Genomic DNA, 15,684 nt, shown 5'->3' on the forward strand with positions numbered 1-15,684 from the left:
CAATTCAGCCGCGTTTTTGGGCGTTAAATGACCCCGCGTTGCTCTGGGAGGTCAGGGGTGGCGGCATCTTTGAGGCCCAGGTAGATCCTGTCCCGCGCGATGGGCAGCGAGGCGAACCGCACTCCCGTGGCATTCCGGATCGCATTGGCCAGGGCAGGCGCCACCGGGTTGAACGGGCTTTCACTCATCGACTTCGCACCCAGCGGGCCCAGCTTGTCATTCGTGTCGGCAAAGTACACCTCGCTCCGCGGCACGTCGGCAAATGTGGGGATGTGATACTGGCGCAGAATGTCCGTGGTGACCCGGCCGGCGTCGTCCACCACCACCTCCTCGTACAGCGCGGCGCCCAGCGCCTGGGCGATCCCGCCCTCGATCTGGCCGCGGCACTGCCGGGGATTGACCACCACGCCGGCATCGGCGGCCTGCACGCTCTGCAGGATCCGCAGCTCCCCCGTCCCGCGGTTCACGGCGACGCGGAAGCCATGGACGTTGAACGCCACCGAGCGCGGCGTGCCGCCCCAGCGTCCCTCGGCGGAAAGTTCGACGCCGGCTTCCGCAGCGGCGTGCGCCAGTTCCGCGAGCGGCACGGGAGTTCCCTCGCACACCACCGTGTCGCCGTCGAGGATGCACCCGGAGGACTGGACCTGGCGGATCCCGGCGGCAAACGCGCGGATCCGGACGGCGAGATCCTCCGCGGCGGCCAGCGTGGCCTTGCCGGCGACGACGGTGCCGGCGGAGCCGAACGCTCCCGTGTCGTGCTCGATCAGGTCCGTGTCGGACTGCCGGATGGCAACCCGGGAGGCGTTGGTGGACAGCGCGGTGGCGGCCAGCTGGGCGTGCACGGTGGTGGTGCCGTTGCCGAACTCGGCGGTCCCGACGTCGGCCTGGTACGTTCCGTCCGGCAGGAGCCGGAGCTTCGAATGGGCAAAGTGCCCGCGCGGCGGCACGGTGTCGATCATGGACAGCGCGGCGCCTTCCCCGGTGACCCATTCCGCACCAAGCCGGTCCAGCCCTGCGGCGCGGTCCCGTTCCAGGCCACGGTCCAGGGCATCGCGGACCAGGTCCAGGCACTGGTCCAGGCCGTAGCTGCCGTAGTGGACATCCTCTGCAGGCTCGGGATGGGTGGACAGCATGTGATCGCCTTCGCGCACCATGTTCCGGCGGCGGAACTCCAACGGATCCATCCCGATGCCGATGGCGAGCTCATCCATGGCGGACTCGATGGCGAAGATCATCTGGCTCAGCCCGTAGCCACGGAAAGCGCCGGACGGAACGGTGTTCGTGTAGACCGCCTGAGCGTCCACTTTCTTGTTGTCGCATTTGTACACGGCCAGGGACTCGCCGCAGCCATGGAACATGACTCCCGGGGCGTGGTTCCCGTAGGCGCCGGTGTTGGTCAGGACATCCAGCTTCAGCGCGGTCAGCCGGCCGTTGGCATCGGCGCCGGCCTTGAGCCGGATGGTGAAAGGATGCCGGGTGGTGGTGGCGATGAACTGCTCCGTCCGGGTCAGTTCGAGCTGGACGGGCCGGCCCAGCTTCAAGGCCGCCAGCGCCACAATGTCCTCGGTCAGCACTTCCTGCTTGCCGCCGAATCCGCCGCCCACGCGCCCGGCCACTACGTGGACCCGTTCCTCGGGCAGCCCGAAGACCCGGCACAGGGTGCGGCGGACCAGGAAGGGGACCTGGCTGGAGGTGCGGATCTGAAGCCGGCCGTCGCTGTCCACGAAGGCGATGGCCGCATGGGTTTCCAGTGCCACGTGCTGGACGCGCTGCGTCTGATAGGTCCGTTCGTGGATGAAGCCGGCGGCGGCAAAGCCATCCTCCACATTGCCCAGTTCGGAGTGGAGTTCGGCCGCCACATTCTGCCCGGGCCGGGCGATCCGAGCCGTGGGGCCGTCCTTCTCCCCATGGACCAGCGGGGCGCCTGGGCGGATGGCGTCCTGCGGAGTGAACACAGCGTCGAGAAGTTCGTACTCGACGGCGAGCGCCCGGACCCCCGCTTCGGCGGCCTGCACCGACTCGGCCACGACGGCGGCCACCCGCTGCCCGACGAACCTCATCACATCATCAAGCACCCTGGTATCGTCCGGGTCGTCGGTAAAGAGCTCATGCTGGGCAGTGGAGAACAGCTGCGTTGGCGCGTCCCGGTGGGTAAAGACCGCCACCACACCGGGCACCTTCAGGGCCGCCTCGGAGTGGATGCTGAGGATGCGGGCGTGGGCGTGCGGCGAGCGCAGGAGCTTCAGGTGCAGCAGCCCCTGCAGCTGATCCGCGGGAACATCCAGGGTGTAACGGGCGGCGCCGGTGACCACGGCCCGGCTGGCGGGAGCCGGGACATCGTCACCCATCCCGCCCGGCCTGGGCTCCGGCTGTCCCTGCCCCGCGATCCCCGAGCCCTGACCTCCCGGGTCCGGGTGGCCGGCCTGCCCGCAGATGGCATCCGCGATGGCCCCGTAGCCGGTGCAGCGGCAGAGGTTGCCCTTGAGGTTGCGCGGCAGGTCCTCCTTTTGTTCATCCGTGAACGTGGCCGCCGTCATCACCATTCCGGCGGTGCAGAAGCCGCACTGGAACCCCTGACGCTCCAGGAACTGCTGCTGGACAGGATGCAGCTCCCCGCCGGCGGCGCCGGCTGTTCCGACCAGTCCCTCAATGGTGGTCACCGCATGGCCCTCGGCCCGAACGGCCGGGTAGATGCAGCTGTGGACCGGGGTGCCGTCCACGTGCACGGTGCAGGCACCGCAGTCGCCCCCGTCGCAGCCCTTCTTGACGCCCAGGCTCCCCTGCTCCCGGAGGAACGTGCGCAGGCACTGCCCGGGGCGCGGCGCGGTTTCCGCCGGGATGCCGTTGATCTCGATAGCCATCCTCAGACCCCTTCCTGCAGCGGTCTGCGAGGTACGCGCGGCGGCCAGAAGTCGCCGGACACCTGCATGTCCGGGGTTCGTTCGGGTGCAGCGAGTTCGGCGCGGATCTCCTCCGCGAGTCGGTACGTCATGTCCTTGCGCCAGGCAGGAAGCCCGTGGACGTCGTCGTGGTACAGCTCGTCGGGGACCGCGCTGTCCAGCGCCGCGGCGAGCTCGGCGGACAGCGGCAGGTGCCCGAAGCGCAGCTGCACGGGCCGTTTGGTGGCGGCGGTGACGGTCAGCACCAGGGACGTCCCGGCGTCGAGCCTTCCAATCAGCAGCACGCCGGAGCGTCCCAGATTGCTCAGCGACAGGCGGCGGAACGCCACCCGGGAGGAAAGGGCCGACGCCGGCAGGTGGACACTGCGCAGCAGCTCCCCGGGAGCGAGGCAGTTTGTTCCGTCCCCCGTGACGAACCCGGCCACGGGGATGGTGCGGCTGGTGCCGCCGGGACCCAGGATGGTGGCCACGCCGTCGAGAGCGGCACAAAGGGAAGTCATGGGTCCTGCGGGCAGTGCGCTGCAGATGTTCCCGCCCACGGTGGACATGTTCCAGACCTTGAACGATGCCACGAAGGAGTCGCAGCACGGCCGGAAGAGGTCCAGGGCGGGCCAGCCCCGCTGTGCCACCTCCGGTGAGTCCGGCAGGGCATACAGCTCCGCGACGGTGCAGGTGGCGGCCACCTCAATACCGTCCCCGGCGACGGTGACGGGTGTCCAGCCTGCCGGGCCAAGGTCCAGGAGGCGCTTGAAGGGTTCGGGACCGAAGGCGTAGCTGCCGTAGGAGAACAGGACGGTGCCGCCGGCCAGCCAGGCGTCGCCGTCGCGCCAGTCGGCCGGATCCGCGGTTTGGACCACCGCCTCGATGCTGTTCATGTCCATGCGATCTCCTCCTGGCTGACGACGGCAGGGCGTGCGCCGGCTGGCCCGGCTGCATCTGTCTCAGCCGCCCGGCGCGCGGCGGGCTGGTGGATCGGACCGGACGTGTCCCGCAGCGGCGTGCACGTCTGCCTGCGGCTGCGGGATGCGATGAGCTCTGCGGTGACCGAGACGGCCACCTCGGCCGGGGTGACGGCGCCGAGGTCCAGCCCGATCGGCGAGTGCAGCTGCGCGATCCGCTCCGGCGGCACCCCCGCGGTGAGGAGGTCCTCCACCCGTTGGAGGTGGCTGCGGCGTGATCCCATGGCACCGACGTAGGCAAGATCGAGGGCCAGGGCGGTTTCCAGCAGCGGGATGTCGAACTTGGGATCGTGGCTCAGGACGCAGGCCACGGCGCGCCGGTCGAGCCGGCCCGCTGCGGCTTCCGCTCCGAGGTACCGGTGCGGCCAGGCCGTGACCACCTCGTCCGCGCCGGCGAACCGGGCCTGGGCGGTAAAGGCTGGCCGGGCATCCACGAGGGTCACGTGGTAGCCCAGCAGTTTGCCGGCGGGAATGAGGGCTGCGCCGAAGTCATTGGCGCCGAACACCAACATGCGGGGCGGGGTGAGGCGGCACTCGACCAGGAGCGTGATGGGCTCCCCTGTCACTGCCACCGCCGCAGGCCCGGGGCCGGTGCCGGGGCCGGGGCCGGCGGGGCAGGTTCCATCTGTTCCTACGTGCAGCAGTCCGGTCCTGCCGCCGCGGAGAAAGGATTCCAGCAGGGCCGCTCCGGAGTGGTCCGCGCGGCCGGTGTCCAGGTCAGGCCCCCCTGCCGCGCCCAGCAGGGCGGCGGCCACCGGCGACCCGTCCAGGGTGAAGGTGTCAGGGTCCAGGATCACGACGGCGCCGCCGCCGGTGTCCAGCCGGCGTACGAGTGCCACCGGGTCACCTCCCCGGATGGAGGCGAGCTGCTCCAGTGCCTGCCGCAGTTGGCGGCCGCGGCCCCCGCCCGTGGGCTCGATGTGGATCTCCAGCTCACCGCCGCAGGTGAGGCCGGCGGCGAAGGCGTCGGCGGCACTGTAGCCGAATGTCCCGTGGCGGGTGCCGCCGTCGTCCATTGCCTCCAGCGCGAGTGCCACCACGGCGCCTTCCACACAGCCACCGGAAAGGCTGCCCAGGACATCCCCTGACGCGGCGACCAGCATCGATGTCCCCACAGGCAGCGGCACCGAGCCTCTCGCGGCAACAATCGTGGCCACTGCGTACGGCTGGCCGGACACAGCTGGCGGCCAGGAACTGAGCGAAGGTATCAGGTCCAGCATGGCGGCGCTCCTTCTTCCCCAACTGCATTTTCCGTCGACTGCGGTGGTTCCCATATTGTCGTCCCCCCGAAGGCGATCAGGGCAACGCCGGCTTCCTAGTAGTCGATCCTGGATGCAAGGGTGTTCCAGGTGGTGAACGGCTCGAGCGGTGCCGGAGCCTGCGGATCGTTCAGCTCAAGCTTGGCCACCGTCAACAGTGCGTCCCTATCCCGGTTCTCGAAGTATTCGTAGAAGACGGCGTCATCGAACCCGACGGACGCGGCATCGTGCCGGTCCGCGGCGAAGACGACCCGCCCGATGCGGGCCCAGAGTGCAGAGGCCAGGCACATGGGACACGGTTCACAGCTGGTGTAAAGGACCGACCCGGTGAGATCGTGGGTCCCCAGTGCGGCGCAGGCGGTACGGATGGCGGTGACCTCGGCGTGGGCGGTGGGATCGTGGTCTGCGGTGACGCGGTTGACGCCGTCGAACGTCCGGCCGTCAGCGGTCACGATCATGGCTCCAAAGGGCCCGCCGCTGTTGCGCACGTTGGCTGTTGCCAGCTGGATGGACCGGGCCAGATACTGTTCGGCGGTGACGGTGGTACTCATGGTGGCTCCCTATGCGAGGAAGCCTGTATCCCGTTGCGCCAGTAGGACCAGATGCGACGGTTACCAGGCTTCAGCGTCTGCTGCGAGGTGATGTTGCGCCTGGTAGATAGCTGCCCGGAGTCCGGGTGCCCGCCTTTGGCAATTCTGAGATTAGCACCGGGATGTGGGCTCCGCCACGACGCCGCACCCACGCGTGGTCAGCCGTGTGTCATCCCGGGGCTCCGCATTACGCTATAGGCGGTCATTCCGGGTGGAGAGCGCTTAGCTCCTGAGGAGTCCGGTGCCGCGCAGCCAGGATTCGACGTCGGCCCCGGAGTTCCGGACTTCCTCACCCTGTGCTGTGCGGGCCGACGTCAGGCAACGGTGCAACCATGGCCGGGCGCGCGTCGGCCCTTTGCTCGCGGACGTTGCGCGCAACTGTCTTCTCGTAGTCCTCCGGGTAGGGGTCAGCCGCCTCGATCCGGTGGACGTCGCACGTGATGAGTGCGCTGATCATGCCGGCCAGGACCTCGGTGTTCCCGATCTCCAGGTTGGTCCGGCCCCCGTAGTAGTAGTTCTCCCCGGCCCGGGAGAAGCAGGCCAGCAGGATCCGCCCGTTGTGCCTCTGGTCAGGGGTGTTTTTTGTCATCCGGGAGACTTTCCGGTCAGTGGCGGAGGGATCAGCTGATCCTGCGCCCGCCGAGCCAGCTCACCATGGCCGGGTCCCGGTGATCGAAGAACAGGCTCCCGCCGGTGTCCAGGGTGGCGATCCTGCTCATGTTCTCCTCGGTGAGGGCGAAGTCGAAAACATCGAGGTTCTCTGCCATCCGTTCGGGCCGGACGGATTTGGGGATCACGACGACGCCGCGCTGGATGAGCCAGCGGAGAACCACCTGCGCCACGGATTTGCCGTGTTCCCCGGCGATGGTGCTGAGTACGGGGTTGGTGAAGACGTCATTCTTTCCTTCGGCGAACGGCCCCCAGGATTCGATCTGGACACCCCGTTCGACCATGAGCGCCTGGTCGGCGGCGCGTTGGTGGAAGGGGTGGGATTCGATCTGGTTGACGGCCGGGACTGTCCCGTTGTGGTCGATGAGGTCCACGAGCCGGTCCGGGTGGAAGTTGGATACACCGATGGCGCGGGCCCGGCCTTCCCTGTTGAGGTCCTGCATGGCCCGCCACTCGCCGTAGTAGTCACCGAGGGGCTGGTGGATCAGGTACAGGTCCACGTAGTCCAGCCCAAGCCGGTGGAGCGAGTTCTCGAATGCACGCTTCGTATCCTCTTCGACGCTGCCGGTGGGGGCATGCTGGATCCAGAGTTTGGTGGTGATGAAGAGTTCATCGCGGGCGATTCCGCTGGCTTTGACCGCAGCGCCTACGGCGGCTTCGTTGCCGTAGGACGCCGCGGTGTCCAGGTGGCGGTAGCCGGCGGCGACGGCCGCTTCGACGGCGGCCTGGGTTTCCTCCTCCGGGATCTGGAAGACGCCGAAGCCAAGGATCGGCATTTCCACGCCGTTGTTGAGGATCACGCTGTTCATGGGGTTCCTTTTTCATGGGGGGTACTTATTCAAGACAAACAGTCCGTTGCCTCGTATGGGAGTCACTGCCATGAGGTGTACTGGCAGTTCCTGTCAAGGCGGCCCGGCACGTCGTAGCGTTAGGGCTATGGACAACAGCAAAGACGTCCGCGAGTTCCTGATGAGCCGGCGGTCGCGCATCACCCCGGCGCAGGCGGGGTTGCCCGCCTACGGAGGAACCAGAAGGGTGGCCGGACTCAAACGCGAGGAAGTCGCCATGCTGGCAGGTGTGAGCACCGAATACTACGCACGCCTGGAACGGGGCAACCTGCGGGGAGTTTCCGACTCCGTCCTCGACTCCCTCGCCAGTACCCTCCAGCTGGACGAAGCCGAGCGCGCCCACCTCCTGGACCTTGCCCGGTCCGCAGCCCCGAGTACCGCGGCAGGGACCCGCCAGAAACGGCAAGGAGTGAGCCCCAGTGTCGAACGGATCCTGACCGGAATGACCGGCATCCCCGCGTATGTGCGGAACTCCCGGATGGACATCCTGGCTGCCAATCCCCTGTGCTTCGCCCTTTACACCGGAATCCTTGGCCCCGGGACCCTGCCGCTGAACCTCGCACGGTTCATGTTCCTGGACACGCGCGCACGTGACTTCTTTGTGGAGTGGGAGACCCTCGCTGACGACCTGACCGCGGCGCTGCGGGTGGAAGTGGGCAGGCATCCGCATGACCGGGCCCTCAACGCACTCATCGGTGACCTCGCCACCGGAAGCGATGAATTCCCGGTCCGCTGGGCCAGGCACAATGTCCGGTTCCACCGCAGCGCCCGCAAGACGCTTCGTTGTCCCCTGATCGGCGAAATCGAACTGACAGGGGACGCTCTCGAGCTTCCCGGCCAGGACCTGACCCTGATCGCCTACACGGCTGAACCAGGCAGCCACGCCCAGGAACAACTGGACTTCCTGACGAGCTGGAGCATCAGCCAGGCGGGACCCCAACGGGCAGCCGCCGTCGACCCAGTCCCCAACAGGGACCAGCCCAGCTGACCCGAACCGGCCCAATCCGTCTGACAAGCATCCAACAAATCCCCATACCCGGCCACACGGGCCGGGCTCTGGTTCAGGCATCCGATCGTTGCTAGCGTGACGGCATGAACCCGTCGAAGACTCCGGCCGAGACCCTCAGCATTGACGGAAAGGAGGTCCGCATCTCGAGTCCGGACAAGATGGTGTTCCCCAAGCCCGGGGTGACGAAGCTTGACCTGGTGCACTACTACCTCGCCGTCGCCGATGGTGCGCTGCGCGGCGCCGGTGGCCGGCCCATGGTGCTCAAGCGTTTCCCCAAAGGCATCGACGCCGAGCCGTTCTTCCAGAAGCGGGTGCCCGAAAACCACCCCGACTTCATCGACACCACCACGCTGCACTACGCGTCCGGCACCTCAGCCGAAGAGGCAGTCATCCGGGATGCAGCGGGGTTGGCGTGGGTGGTGAACCTCGGCTGCCTGGACCTCAACCCGCATCCTGTCCGTGCCGAGGATCTGGAGCACCCCGACGAGCTCCGGGTGGACCTCGATCCGATGCCGGGGGTGGACTGGTCCCAGATAGTGGACGTTGCCTACGTGGCACAGGAGGTGCTCGACGACGTCGGGCTGGTGGGGTGGCCCAAGACCAGTGGCTCGCGCGGCCTCCACATCCTGGTGCGCATCGCGCCGCAGTGGTCCTACCGTGACGTGCGGCTCGCCGCGGAGACGCTCGCCCGTGAGGTTGAGAACCGGGCGCCCGGCCTTGCCACCGCGCGGTGGTGGAAGGAGGAGCGCGGCGAGAGCGTGTTTGTGGATTTCAACCAGAACGCCAAGGACCGCACCGTTGCCTCGGCGTATTCGGTCCGGCCGCTTCCCGACGCCCGCGTCTCGACGCCGCTGACCTGGGAGGAAGTGCGCTCCGCCCGGCCGGAACAGTTCACGGTCCTTACCGTGCCCGGGCGGTTCGCGGAAATCGGCGATCCCCACGAAGGGATCGACGACGCCGTCGGCTCACTGGACGGGCTCCTGGCCCTGGCAGCCGAGCTCGGTCCCGCCGAGAAACCGCCACGCAGCGGTGACGGTTCCGGCCGCCGGCAGTCAGTGATGCCGCTGATCGAGGTGGCCCGGACAAAGACCAAGCCGGAGGCGCTCGCGGCGCTCGAGGAGTGGAAATCCGGCCATCCGGACGTTGTCCCTGCCCTCCACCCGGCCGATGTGATGGTGGACGGAATGCGCGGATCGAGCTCGCTCTGGTACCGGGTGCGGGTGAACCTGCAGCACGTTCCCGAGGCGGAACGTCCCCCGCAGGAGGATCTCATTGCCGAATACGATCCGTGGGCGGGCAAGGAGTGGCCTGGACGTCCTGTGTCCTGACACCGGAAACGCACTGGTAACGCGCGCTTAATGTCAGTGCTGGAACGTATGCTCCACCTACCGGAAGTTGGGAAACAGACCATGAGCAGCAAGATCATCCTCGGCGAGAACCAGTACGGCAAGGCCGAGGTCCGGGTTGTGAAGATCACCCGGGACACCGAACGCCACGAGATCGAGGACCTGAACGTCACCTCGCAGCTGCGGGGCGATTTCGCGGCAGCCCACCTTGCGGGAGACAACGCCCACGTGGTGGCCACGGACACGCAGAAAAACACCATCTACGCCTTCGCACGCGAGGGCATCGGCTCCCCCGAAGCCTTCCTCCTGCGCCTGGGCGAGCACTTCACGTCCGGTTTCGCCTGGGTCACCGGCGGCCGCTGGGAAGCCGAGTCCTACAGCTGGGACCGGATCCAGGCGCACGGCAGCGGACACGATCATTCCTTTGTCCGCAACGGCCAGGAAGTCCGGACCGCCGTCCTTGTCCGCGACGGCGACGCCAGCCACCTGATCTCCGGGCTGAAGGACCTGACGGTATTGAAGACCACCGAGTCCGGCTTCGTGGGCTACGTCCGGGACAAATACACCACCCTCCCGGAAACCACCGACCGCATCCTCGCCACCGATGTTTCCGCCCGGTGGCGCTACCGGACCGGGACCGACTTCAGCACGCTGGACTTCAACAAGACCTACGACGACGTCAAGGCCCTCCTGCTCGAAGGCTTCACGGAAAAGTACTCCCACGCCCTGCAGCAGACTCTGTTCGAGATGGGCACCAAAGTCCTGGAAGCGCAGAGCGGGATCGAGGAGATCAGGTTCTCCATGCCCAACAAACACCACTTCCTGGTGGACCTCGCGCCGTTTGGCCTCGACAACCCCAACGAGGTCTTCTTCGCGGCAGACCGCCCCTACGGGCTGATCGAGGCCACCGTCCAGCGCGACGACGCCACCCCGGCGCCCGCCGCGTGGTCGGGGATCGCCGGCTTCTGCTGAGTTAGATTAGGCCCAGCGTCTTCGCAGCCAACGAAAGGACCAGCAATGGCCATCACTGTCACAGACCCCCGGCCGATCGACCGCGCGGAGGAGATCCTCACCCCGGAGGCGCTGGCGTTCATCGAAGAGCTCCACACCCGCTTCGCCGGCACCCGCAACGAACTCCTCGCCGCGCGCGCCGTCAAGCGCCAGCGGGTCGCGGAAACCGGCAAACTGGACTTCCTGCCGGAAACCCAGGACGTGCGCGACGGCGACTGGAAGGTTGCGGAGGCCCCTGCGGCGCTGCGGGACCGCCGGGTCGAAATGACCGGCCCCGCCTCCCCGGCGAAGATGGCCATCAACGCCCTGAACTCCGGAGCCAAAATCTGGCTTGCCGACCTTGAGGACGCCTCCACACCCACGTGGGGCAACGTCATCGACTCCATCCTGAACCTCCGCGACGCCGCCAACGGCACCCTGAGCCACACCTCGGCCGAGGGCAAGGAGTACACCCTCCGTACCGACGCGCCGCTGGCCGTGGTGGTGGCCCGCCCGCGCGGGTGGCACTTCCCGGAGAAGCACGTGATGATCGACGGCGAACGTGCCGTGGGTGCGCTGGTGGACTTCGGCCTGCACTTCTTCCATGTGGCCAAACGGCTCATCCTCAACGGCCAGGGCCCGTACTACTACCTGCCCAAGATGGAAAGCCACCTCGAGGCCCGGCTCTGGAACGAGGTCTTCGTCTTCGCCCAGGACCATCTCGGCATCCCGCAGGGCACCATCCGCGCCACTGTGCTGATCGAGACCATCCCCGCCGCGTTCGAAATGGACGAGATCCTCTACGAACTCCGGGACCACGCCTCCGGCCTGAACGCCGGCCGCTGGGACTACCTGTTCAGCATAATCAAGTACTTCCGCGACGCCGGCGAACAGTTTGTCCTCCCCGACCGCGCCTCGGTGGTGATGACCGCCCCGTTTATGCGCGCCTACACCGAACTGCTGGTCAAAACCTGCCACCGCCGGGGCGCGTTCGCGATGGGCGGCATGGCAGCGGTGATCCCCAACCGCAAACAGCCCGAAGTCACGGAGGCAGCCTTCGCCAAGGTCCGCGCGGACAAAACCCGGGAAGCCAACGACGGCTTCGACGGCTCCTGGGTCGCCCACCCGGACCTCGTGCCCACCTGCCAGGAAGTCTTCGACGCCGTCCTCGGCGACCCGAAAAAGGGCGGCCGTCCCAACCAGCTGGACAAGCAGCGCCCTGAAGTCTCCGTCACCGCGGACCAGCTGCTGGACATCGCCTCCGCCGGCGGACAGGTCACCGAGGCCGGGCTCCGCCTGAACCTCTACGTCGCCGTCGCGTACACCGCCGTCTGGCTCTCCGGCAACGGCGCGGTGGCCATCCACAACCTCATGGAGGACGCCGCCACCGCAGAGATCTCCCGTTCCCAGGTCTGGCAGCAGATCCGCAACAAATCCGTCCTGGCCGACACCGGACACCCCGTCACCCGCGAACTGGTCGAGGAGATCCTGGCGGAGGAAACCGAACGGCTGCGCAGCGAGGTCGGCGAGGAGGCATTCATGGGCTACTACGAACCGGCCAGCCACCTCATCAAGGGGATCTGCCTGTCCGAGGACTACACCGACTTCCTGACCACCCCAGCCTACGAACTGCTGGACTGAGGAATGGCCGCCTCCCCCACGCCTTCCCTCACCGCGTCGGACACCGCGCACATCGACGCCCAGCTGGCGGCAACGGACCGGCTGCTGGACCGGAACTACCCTGGCGATGACGGCTCACGCCAGCCCGTCCACACCGTCTACGTCCCGGCCGACCGGTTCACGCCGTCGCTCGCCTCCGGCTGGGGTTCCCAGGCGCTGGCGGCCGCGGAGGCCCACGGCGGGCTGGAACGGCTGGGCATCCTGCTGGGCCAGGACGCCGGGCTCGCCGGAGAGGTGGCGGCGCGGGTGCAGGCGAAACTGGAGACGGAACCGATCGAAGACCTCCGTCTCGATTTCGAGGACGGGTACGGGGACAGGGGCGACGACGCCGAGGACGCCGCCGCTGTCGGTGCGGCAGCCGCCGTGGCCGCCGCCGTCGCTGCAGGCTCCGCTCCCCCGTTCATCGGGATCCGGTTCAAATGCTTCGAGGCCGCCACCCGGGCCCGCGGCCTGCGCACGCTGGACCTTTTCATCTCCGGACTGGCGTCCGCCGGCGAACTGCCCGCGGGACTGATCTTGACCCTGCCCAAGGTCACCACCGTGGCGCAGGTCCAGGCCATGGAATACGCCGTGTCCCGTCTGGAGGAAGTCCACGGACTGCCGGCCGGGCGGCTGCGGTTCGAGGTCCAGGTGGAAACACCGCAGCTGATCCTCGGCCCCGACGGGACCTCCCCCGTGGCGCAGCTGCCCCATGCGGTCCCCGGCCGGATCAGCGGCCTGCATTACGGGACCTATGACTACTCGGCGTCCCTGCAGATCTCCGCGGAGTACCAGTCCATGGAGCACCCCGTGGCCGATTTCGCCAAGGAAGTCATGCAGCTCGCTGTGGCCGGAACGGGCATCCGGCTTTCGGACGGCTCCACCAACATCATCCCCGTGGGCGAAAACGTGGCGAGCGCCTGGCAACTGCATGGCCGGCTGGTCCGGCGGTCACTTGAGCGCGGCTATTACCAGGGCTGGGACCTGCACCCGGCCCAGCTGCCCAGCCGGTTCGCCGCCACCTACGCCTTCTACCGCCAGGGGCTTCCCGCCGCCGCCGCGCGGTTGCACAACTATGCAGGACGGACCGACGGCGGCGTCATGGACGAGCCAGCCACCGCCCGTGCGCTGGCGGCCTTCGTCCTCCGCGGCGTCCAGTGCGGCGCCGTCGGCGCCGAAGAAGTCCAGGCGCTGGCCGGCGTCGGGATCCCGCAGCTGACCGGCCTGGCGCACCCCCGGCTCGCCCGTTCCCCGGAGCCCTCACACCATGACACCGCCCAAGGAGCACATCCATGAGCACGTATTTTTCCCCCGAAGGCGGCCTGCCGCCCCAGACCCAGCTCCTGACCGACCGCGCCGTGGTCAAGGAGGCCTACACTGTAATCCCCAAGGGTGTGCTCCGGGACATCGTCACCTCCAACCTGCCGGGGTGGGAGAAGACCCGGTCCTGGATCATCGCCCGGCCCATCGCCGGCTTCGCCACCACCTTCAGCCAGCTCATCGTGGAAGTAGCCCCGGGCGGCGGAAGCCAGAAGCCCGAGGCCGAGGCCGGCGTCGAAGGCGTCATCTTCCTGACCAAGGGCGAACTGGCCCTGACGCTCGACGGCGAAATCCACCGGCTCGAGGCCGGCGGCTACGCCTACCTCGCCGCGGGCGCTGACTGGAAAGTCCGGAACGCTGCCCCCGCGGACGGCGAAGCAGCCTCCTTCCAGTGGATCCGCAAGGCCTACGAACCGCTGGAAGGCTTCACCGCGAAGTCATTCGTGACCCGGGACCAGGACGTGGAACCGCGTCCCATGCCCGGCACCAACGGCGCCTGGGCCACCACCCGGTTCGTGGACCCGGACGACCTCGCCCACGACATGCACGTCAACATCGTCACGTTCCAGCCCGGCGGCACCATCCCGTTCGCCGAAACCCACGTGATGGAACACGGCCTGTTCGTCCTCGAAGGCAAAGCCGTCTACCGCCTCAACGATGACTGGGTGGAAGTGGAGGCCGGCGACTTCATGTGGCTCCGCGCGTTCTGCCCGCAGGCCTGCTACGCCGGCGGCCCCGGCCCGTTCCGGTACCTCCTGTACAAGGACGTCAACCGCCAGATCCGCCTCACGCAGCAGCTCTGAATGCCTGCAGAAACGTACGATCTGGTCATCCGGGGCCGGCGGATCCTCACCGGTTCCGGCATCTCGCCCCGTGAAGTGGGGGTGCGCGGCGGGAGAATCGCTGCGATCGAACCCCTCGGCGCGGGCCTGGCCGGGACGGAGACCCTTGAACTCTCCGGCGACGAGATCCTGATCCCGGGCCTGGTTGACACCCACGTCCATGTCAATGAGCCGGGCCGCACCGAGTGGGAAGGGTTCGCCTCCGCCACCCGGGCAGCTGCCGCCGGCGGCGTGACCACCATCATCGACATGCCGCTGAATTCCATCCCACCCACCACCACCGTGGATGGCCTCAAGCTCAAGCGCGGGGTGGCCGGGGACCAGGTGTTTGTGGACGTCGGCTTCTGGGGCGGCGCCGTCCCGGGCAATACGAAGGACCTGCGCCCACTGCACGAGGCAGGCGTGTTCGGCTTCAAATGCTTCCTGCTGCATTCAGGCGTGGACGAGTTTCCGGACCTGGGCGCGGAGGAACTGGAAGAGGACATGGCCGAACTCAGGTCCTTCGACTCCCTGATGCTGGTCCACGCGGAGGATCCGCACGAGATAGAGAGCGCGCCCCACCCCGGCGGCAGCCACTACGCTACGTTCCTGGCGTCCCGTCCCCGTGGTGCCGAGAACACGGCCATCGCCGAGGTCATCGAACGGGCCCGGCGGACCGGTGCGCGGGCGCACATCGTGCACCTATCGTCGGCGGACGCGCTGCCCATGATTGCGGCGGCAAAGCGCGACGGCGTGAAGCTCACCGTGGAGACGTGCCCGCACTACCTGACCCTGACGGCCGAGGAAATCCCGGACGGCGCCACAGCTTTCAAATGCTGCCCGCCCATCCGCGAAGCCGCCAACCGCGAACTGCTCTGGCAGGGCCTGCTGGACGGCACCATCGACTGCATCGTCTCGGACCACTCTCCCAGCACGCTGGATCTCAAAGACCTGAAAAACGGTGACTTCGCCCTGGCCTGGGGCGGTGTGTCGTCACTGCAGCTGGGCCTGTCCCTGATCTGGACCGAGGCCCGGAACCGTGGCATTCCGCTGGAACAGGTGGCCGCCTGGATGGCGGAAAAGCCCGCAGCCCTCGCTCGCGTGTCCAACAAGGGCCGGCTCGCCCCCGGTTTCGACGCGGACTTCGCCGTTTTCGCCCCGGACGGGACGTTCGTGGTGGACGTGGCCAAGCTCCAGCACAAGAACCCCATCACCCCGTACAACGGCAAGACCCTCACCGGCGTGGTCCGGCGCACCTACCTTCGCGGGAGCCTGGTGGACGGCCGGACCCCCACCGGGAAACTGCTCCGCCGA

At 67.9% G+C, this 15,684-nt stretch carries 12 protein-coding genes and 1 pseudogene; 7 read left to right on the top strand and 6 right to left on the bottom strand.

The features are described from left to right. Positions 1 to 23: 23 nt before the first annotated feature. The 6 genes from ACS5PJ_RS15065 to ACS5PJ_RS15090 form a co-directional block, all read right to left on the bottom strand. Positions 24 to 2,861, bottom strand: a complete 2,838-nt coding sequence (locus ACS5PJ_RS15065) for a molybdopterin-dependent oxidoreductase (protein WP_439435678.1) — start codon at positions 2,859 to 2,861, stop codon at positions 24 to 26. Between the two features lie 2 nt (positions 2,862 to 2,863). Further along, on the bottom strand, positions 2,864 to 3,781 hold the full coding sequence (locus ACS5PJ_RS15070; RefSeq protein WP_439435679.1) for an FAD binding domain-containing protein: 918 nt from the start codon (positions 3,779 to 3,781) through the stop codon (positions 2,864 to 2,866). Then, positions 3,772 to 5,079 (bottom strand): XdhC family protein, encoded by a 1,308-nt coding sequence (locus tag ACS5PJ_RS15075; RefSeq protein WP_439435680.1) that lies wholly within the window; start codon positions 5,077 to 5,079, stop codon positions 3,772 to 3,774. Before ACS5PJ_RS15075 ends, ACS5PJ_RS15070 begins: the two co-directional genes overlap by 10 nt. 95 nt (positions 5,080 to 5,174) lie before the next feature. Continuing rightward, the gene (locus ACS5PJ_RS15080) at positions 5,175 to 5,669 is read right to left on the bottom strand and encodes a nucleoside deaminase (protein ID WP_439435681.1); all 495 of its coding nucleotides are present in this window, start codon (positions 5,667 to 5,669) and stop codon (positions 5,175 to 5,177) included. A 328-nt stretch (positions 5,670 to 5,997) separates the two neighbouring features. Beyond that, a complete protein-coding gene (locus ACS5PJ_RS15085; RefSeq protein ID WP_439435682.1) occupies positions 5,998 to 6,297 on the bottom strand; it encodes an NADPH-dependent FMN reductase family protein in 300 nt (99 codons plus the stop codon). A 31-nt stretch (positions 6,298 to 6,328) separates the two neighbouring features. Beyond that, on the bottom strand, positions 6,329 to 7,186 hold the full coding sequence (locus ACS5PJ_RS15090) for an aldo/keto reductase (RefSeq protein WP_439435683.1): 858 nt from the start codon (positions 7,184 to 7,186) through the stop codon (positions 6,329 to 6,331). Between the two features lie 127 nt (positions 7,187 to 7,313). On the opposite strand from ACS5PJ_RS15090, the gene ACS5PJ_RS15095 reads away from it, so the two are divergent. The 7 genes and pseudogenes from ACS5PJ_RS15095 to allB form a co-directional block, all read left to right on the top strand. Further along, complete coding sequence (locus ACS5PJ_RS15095) at positions 7,314 to 8,213, top strand: helix-turn-helix transcriptional regulator (RefSeq protein WP_439435684.1); 900 nt, start codon at positions 7,314 to 7,316, stop codon at positions 8,211 to 8,213. Positions 8,214 to 8,317: 104 nt separating this feature from the next. Beyond that, the gene (gene ligD / locus ACS5PJ_RS15100) at positions 8,318 to 9,562 is read left to right on the top strand and encodes a non-homologous end-joining DNA ligase (RefSeq protein ID WP_439435685.1); all 1,245 of its coding nucleotides are present in this window, start codon (positions 8,318 to 8,320) and stop codon (positions 9,560 to 9,562) included. An 81-nt stretch (positions 9,563 to 9,643) separates the two neighbouring features. Further along, a complete protein-coding gene (gene pucL, locus ACS5PJ_RS15105; protein WP_439435686.1) occupies positions 9,644 to 10,552 on the top strand; it encodes a factor-independent urate hydroxylase in 909 nt (302 codons plus the stop codon). A gap of 45 nt (positions 10,553 to 10,597) precedes the next feature. Further along, positions 10,598 to 12,211, top strand: coding sequence for a malate synthase A (gene aceB, locus ACS5PJ_RS15110; protein ID WP_439435687.1), 1,614 nt, complete (start codon positions 10,598 to 10,600; stop codon positions 12,209 to 12,211). Between the two features lie 3 nt (positions 12,212 to 12,214). Further along, positions 12,215 to 13,525: a DUF6986 family protein gene (locus tag ACS5PJ_RS15115; protein ID WP_439435688.1), complete on the top strand. Its 1,311-nt coding sequence runs from the start codon at positions 12,215 to 12,217 to the stop codon at positions 13,523 to 13,525. Beyond that, positions 13,522 to 14,352 carry a bifunctional allantoicase/(S)-ureidoglycine aminohydrolase gene (locus ACS5PJ_RS15120; RefSeq protein ID WP_439435689.1) on the top strand — a complete coding sequence of 277 codons (831 nt, stop codon included), beginning with the start codon at positions 13,522 to 13,524 and terminating at the stop codon, positions 14,350 to 14,352. The genes ACS5PJ_RS15115 and ACS5PJ_RS15120 overlap by 4 nt, the downstream gene beginning before the upstream one ends. Beyond that, positions 14,353 to 15,684, top strand: a pseudogene (allB, locus tag ACS5PJ_RS15125) (allantoinase AllB); the annotation flags it as partial.

The organism is Pseudarthrobacter cremeus (assembly GCF_051857465.1).
Classification (GTDB): Bacteria; Actinomycetota; Actinomycetes; order Actinomycetales; family Micrococcaceae; genus Arthrobacter.

What these genes read in the sequence shown, in the direction of transcription:
- ACS5PJ_RS15065 (WP_439435678.1), bottom strand. Translation starts at nt 2,861, where the DNA reads ATGGCTATCGAGATCAACGGCATCCCGGCGGAAACCGCGCCGCGCCCC.
- ACS5PJ_RS15070 (WP_439435679.1), bottom strand. Translation starts at nt 3,781, where the DNA reads ATGGACATGAACAGCATCGAGGCGGTGGTCCAAACCGCGGATCCGGCC.
- ACS5PJ_RS15075 (WP_439435680.1), bottom strand. Translation starts at nt 5,079, where the DNA reads ATGCTGGACCTGATACCTTCGCTCAGTTCCTGGCCGCCAGCTGTGTCC.
- ACS5PJ_RS15080 (WP_439435681.1), bottom strand. Translation starts at nt 5,669, where the DNA reads ATGAGTACCACCGTCACCGCCGAACAGTATCTGGCCCGGTCCATCCAG.
- ACS5PJ_RS15085 (WP_439435682.1), bottom strand. Translation starts at nt 6,297, where the DNA reads ATGACAAAAAACACCCCTGACCAGAGGCACAACGGGCGGATCCTGCTG.
- ACS5PJ_RS15090 (WP_439435683.1), bottom strand. Translation starts at nt 7,186, where the DNA reads ATGAACAGCGTGATCCTCAACAACGGCGTGGAAATGCCGATCCTTGGC.
- ACS5PJ_RS15095 (WP_439435684.1), top strand. Translation starts at nt 7,314, where the DNA reads ATGGACAACAGCAAAGACGTCCGCGAGTTCCTGATGAGCCGGCGGTCG.
- ligD (WP_439435685.1), top strand. Translation starts at nt 8,318, where the DNA reads ATGAACCCGTCGAAGACTCCGGCCGAGACCCTCAGCATTGACGGAAAG.
- pucL (WP_439435686.1), top strand. Translation starts at nt 9,644, where the DNA reads ATGAGCAGCAAGATCATCCTCGGCGAGAACCAGTACGGCAAGGCCGAG.
- aceB (WP_439435687.1), top strand. Translation starts at nt 10,598, where the DNA reads ATGGCCATCACTGTCACAGACCCCCGGCCGATCGACCGCGCGGAGGAG.
- ACS5PJ_RS15115 (WP_439435688.1), top strand. Translation starts at nt 12,215, where the DNA reads ATGGCCGCCTCCCCCACGCCTTCCCTCACCGCGTCGGACACCGCGCAC.
- ACS5PJ_RS15120 (WP_439435689.1), top strand. Translation starts at nt 13,522, where the DNA reads ATGAGCACGTATTTTTCCCCCGAAGGCGGCCTGCCGCCCCAGACCCAG.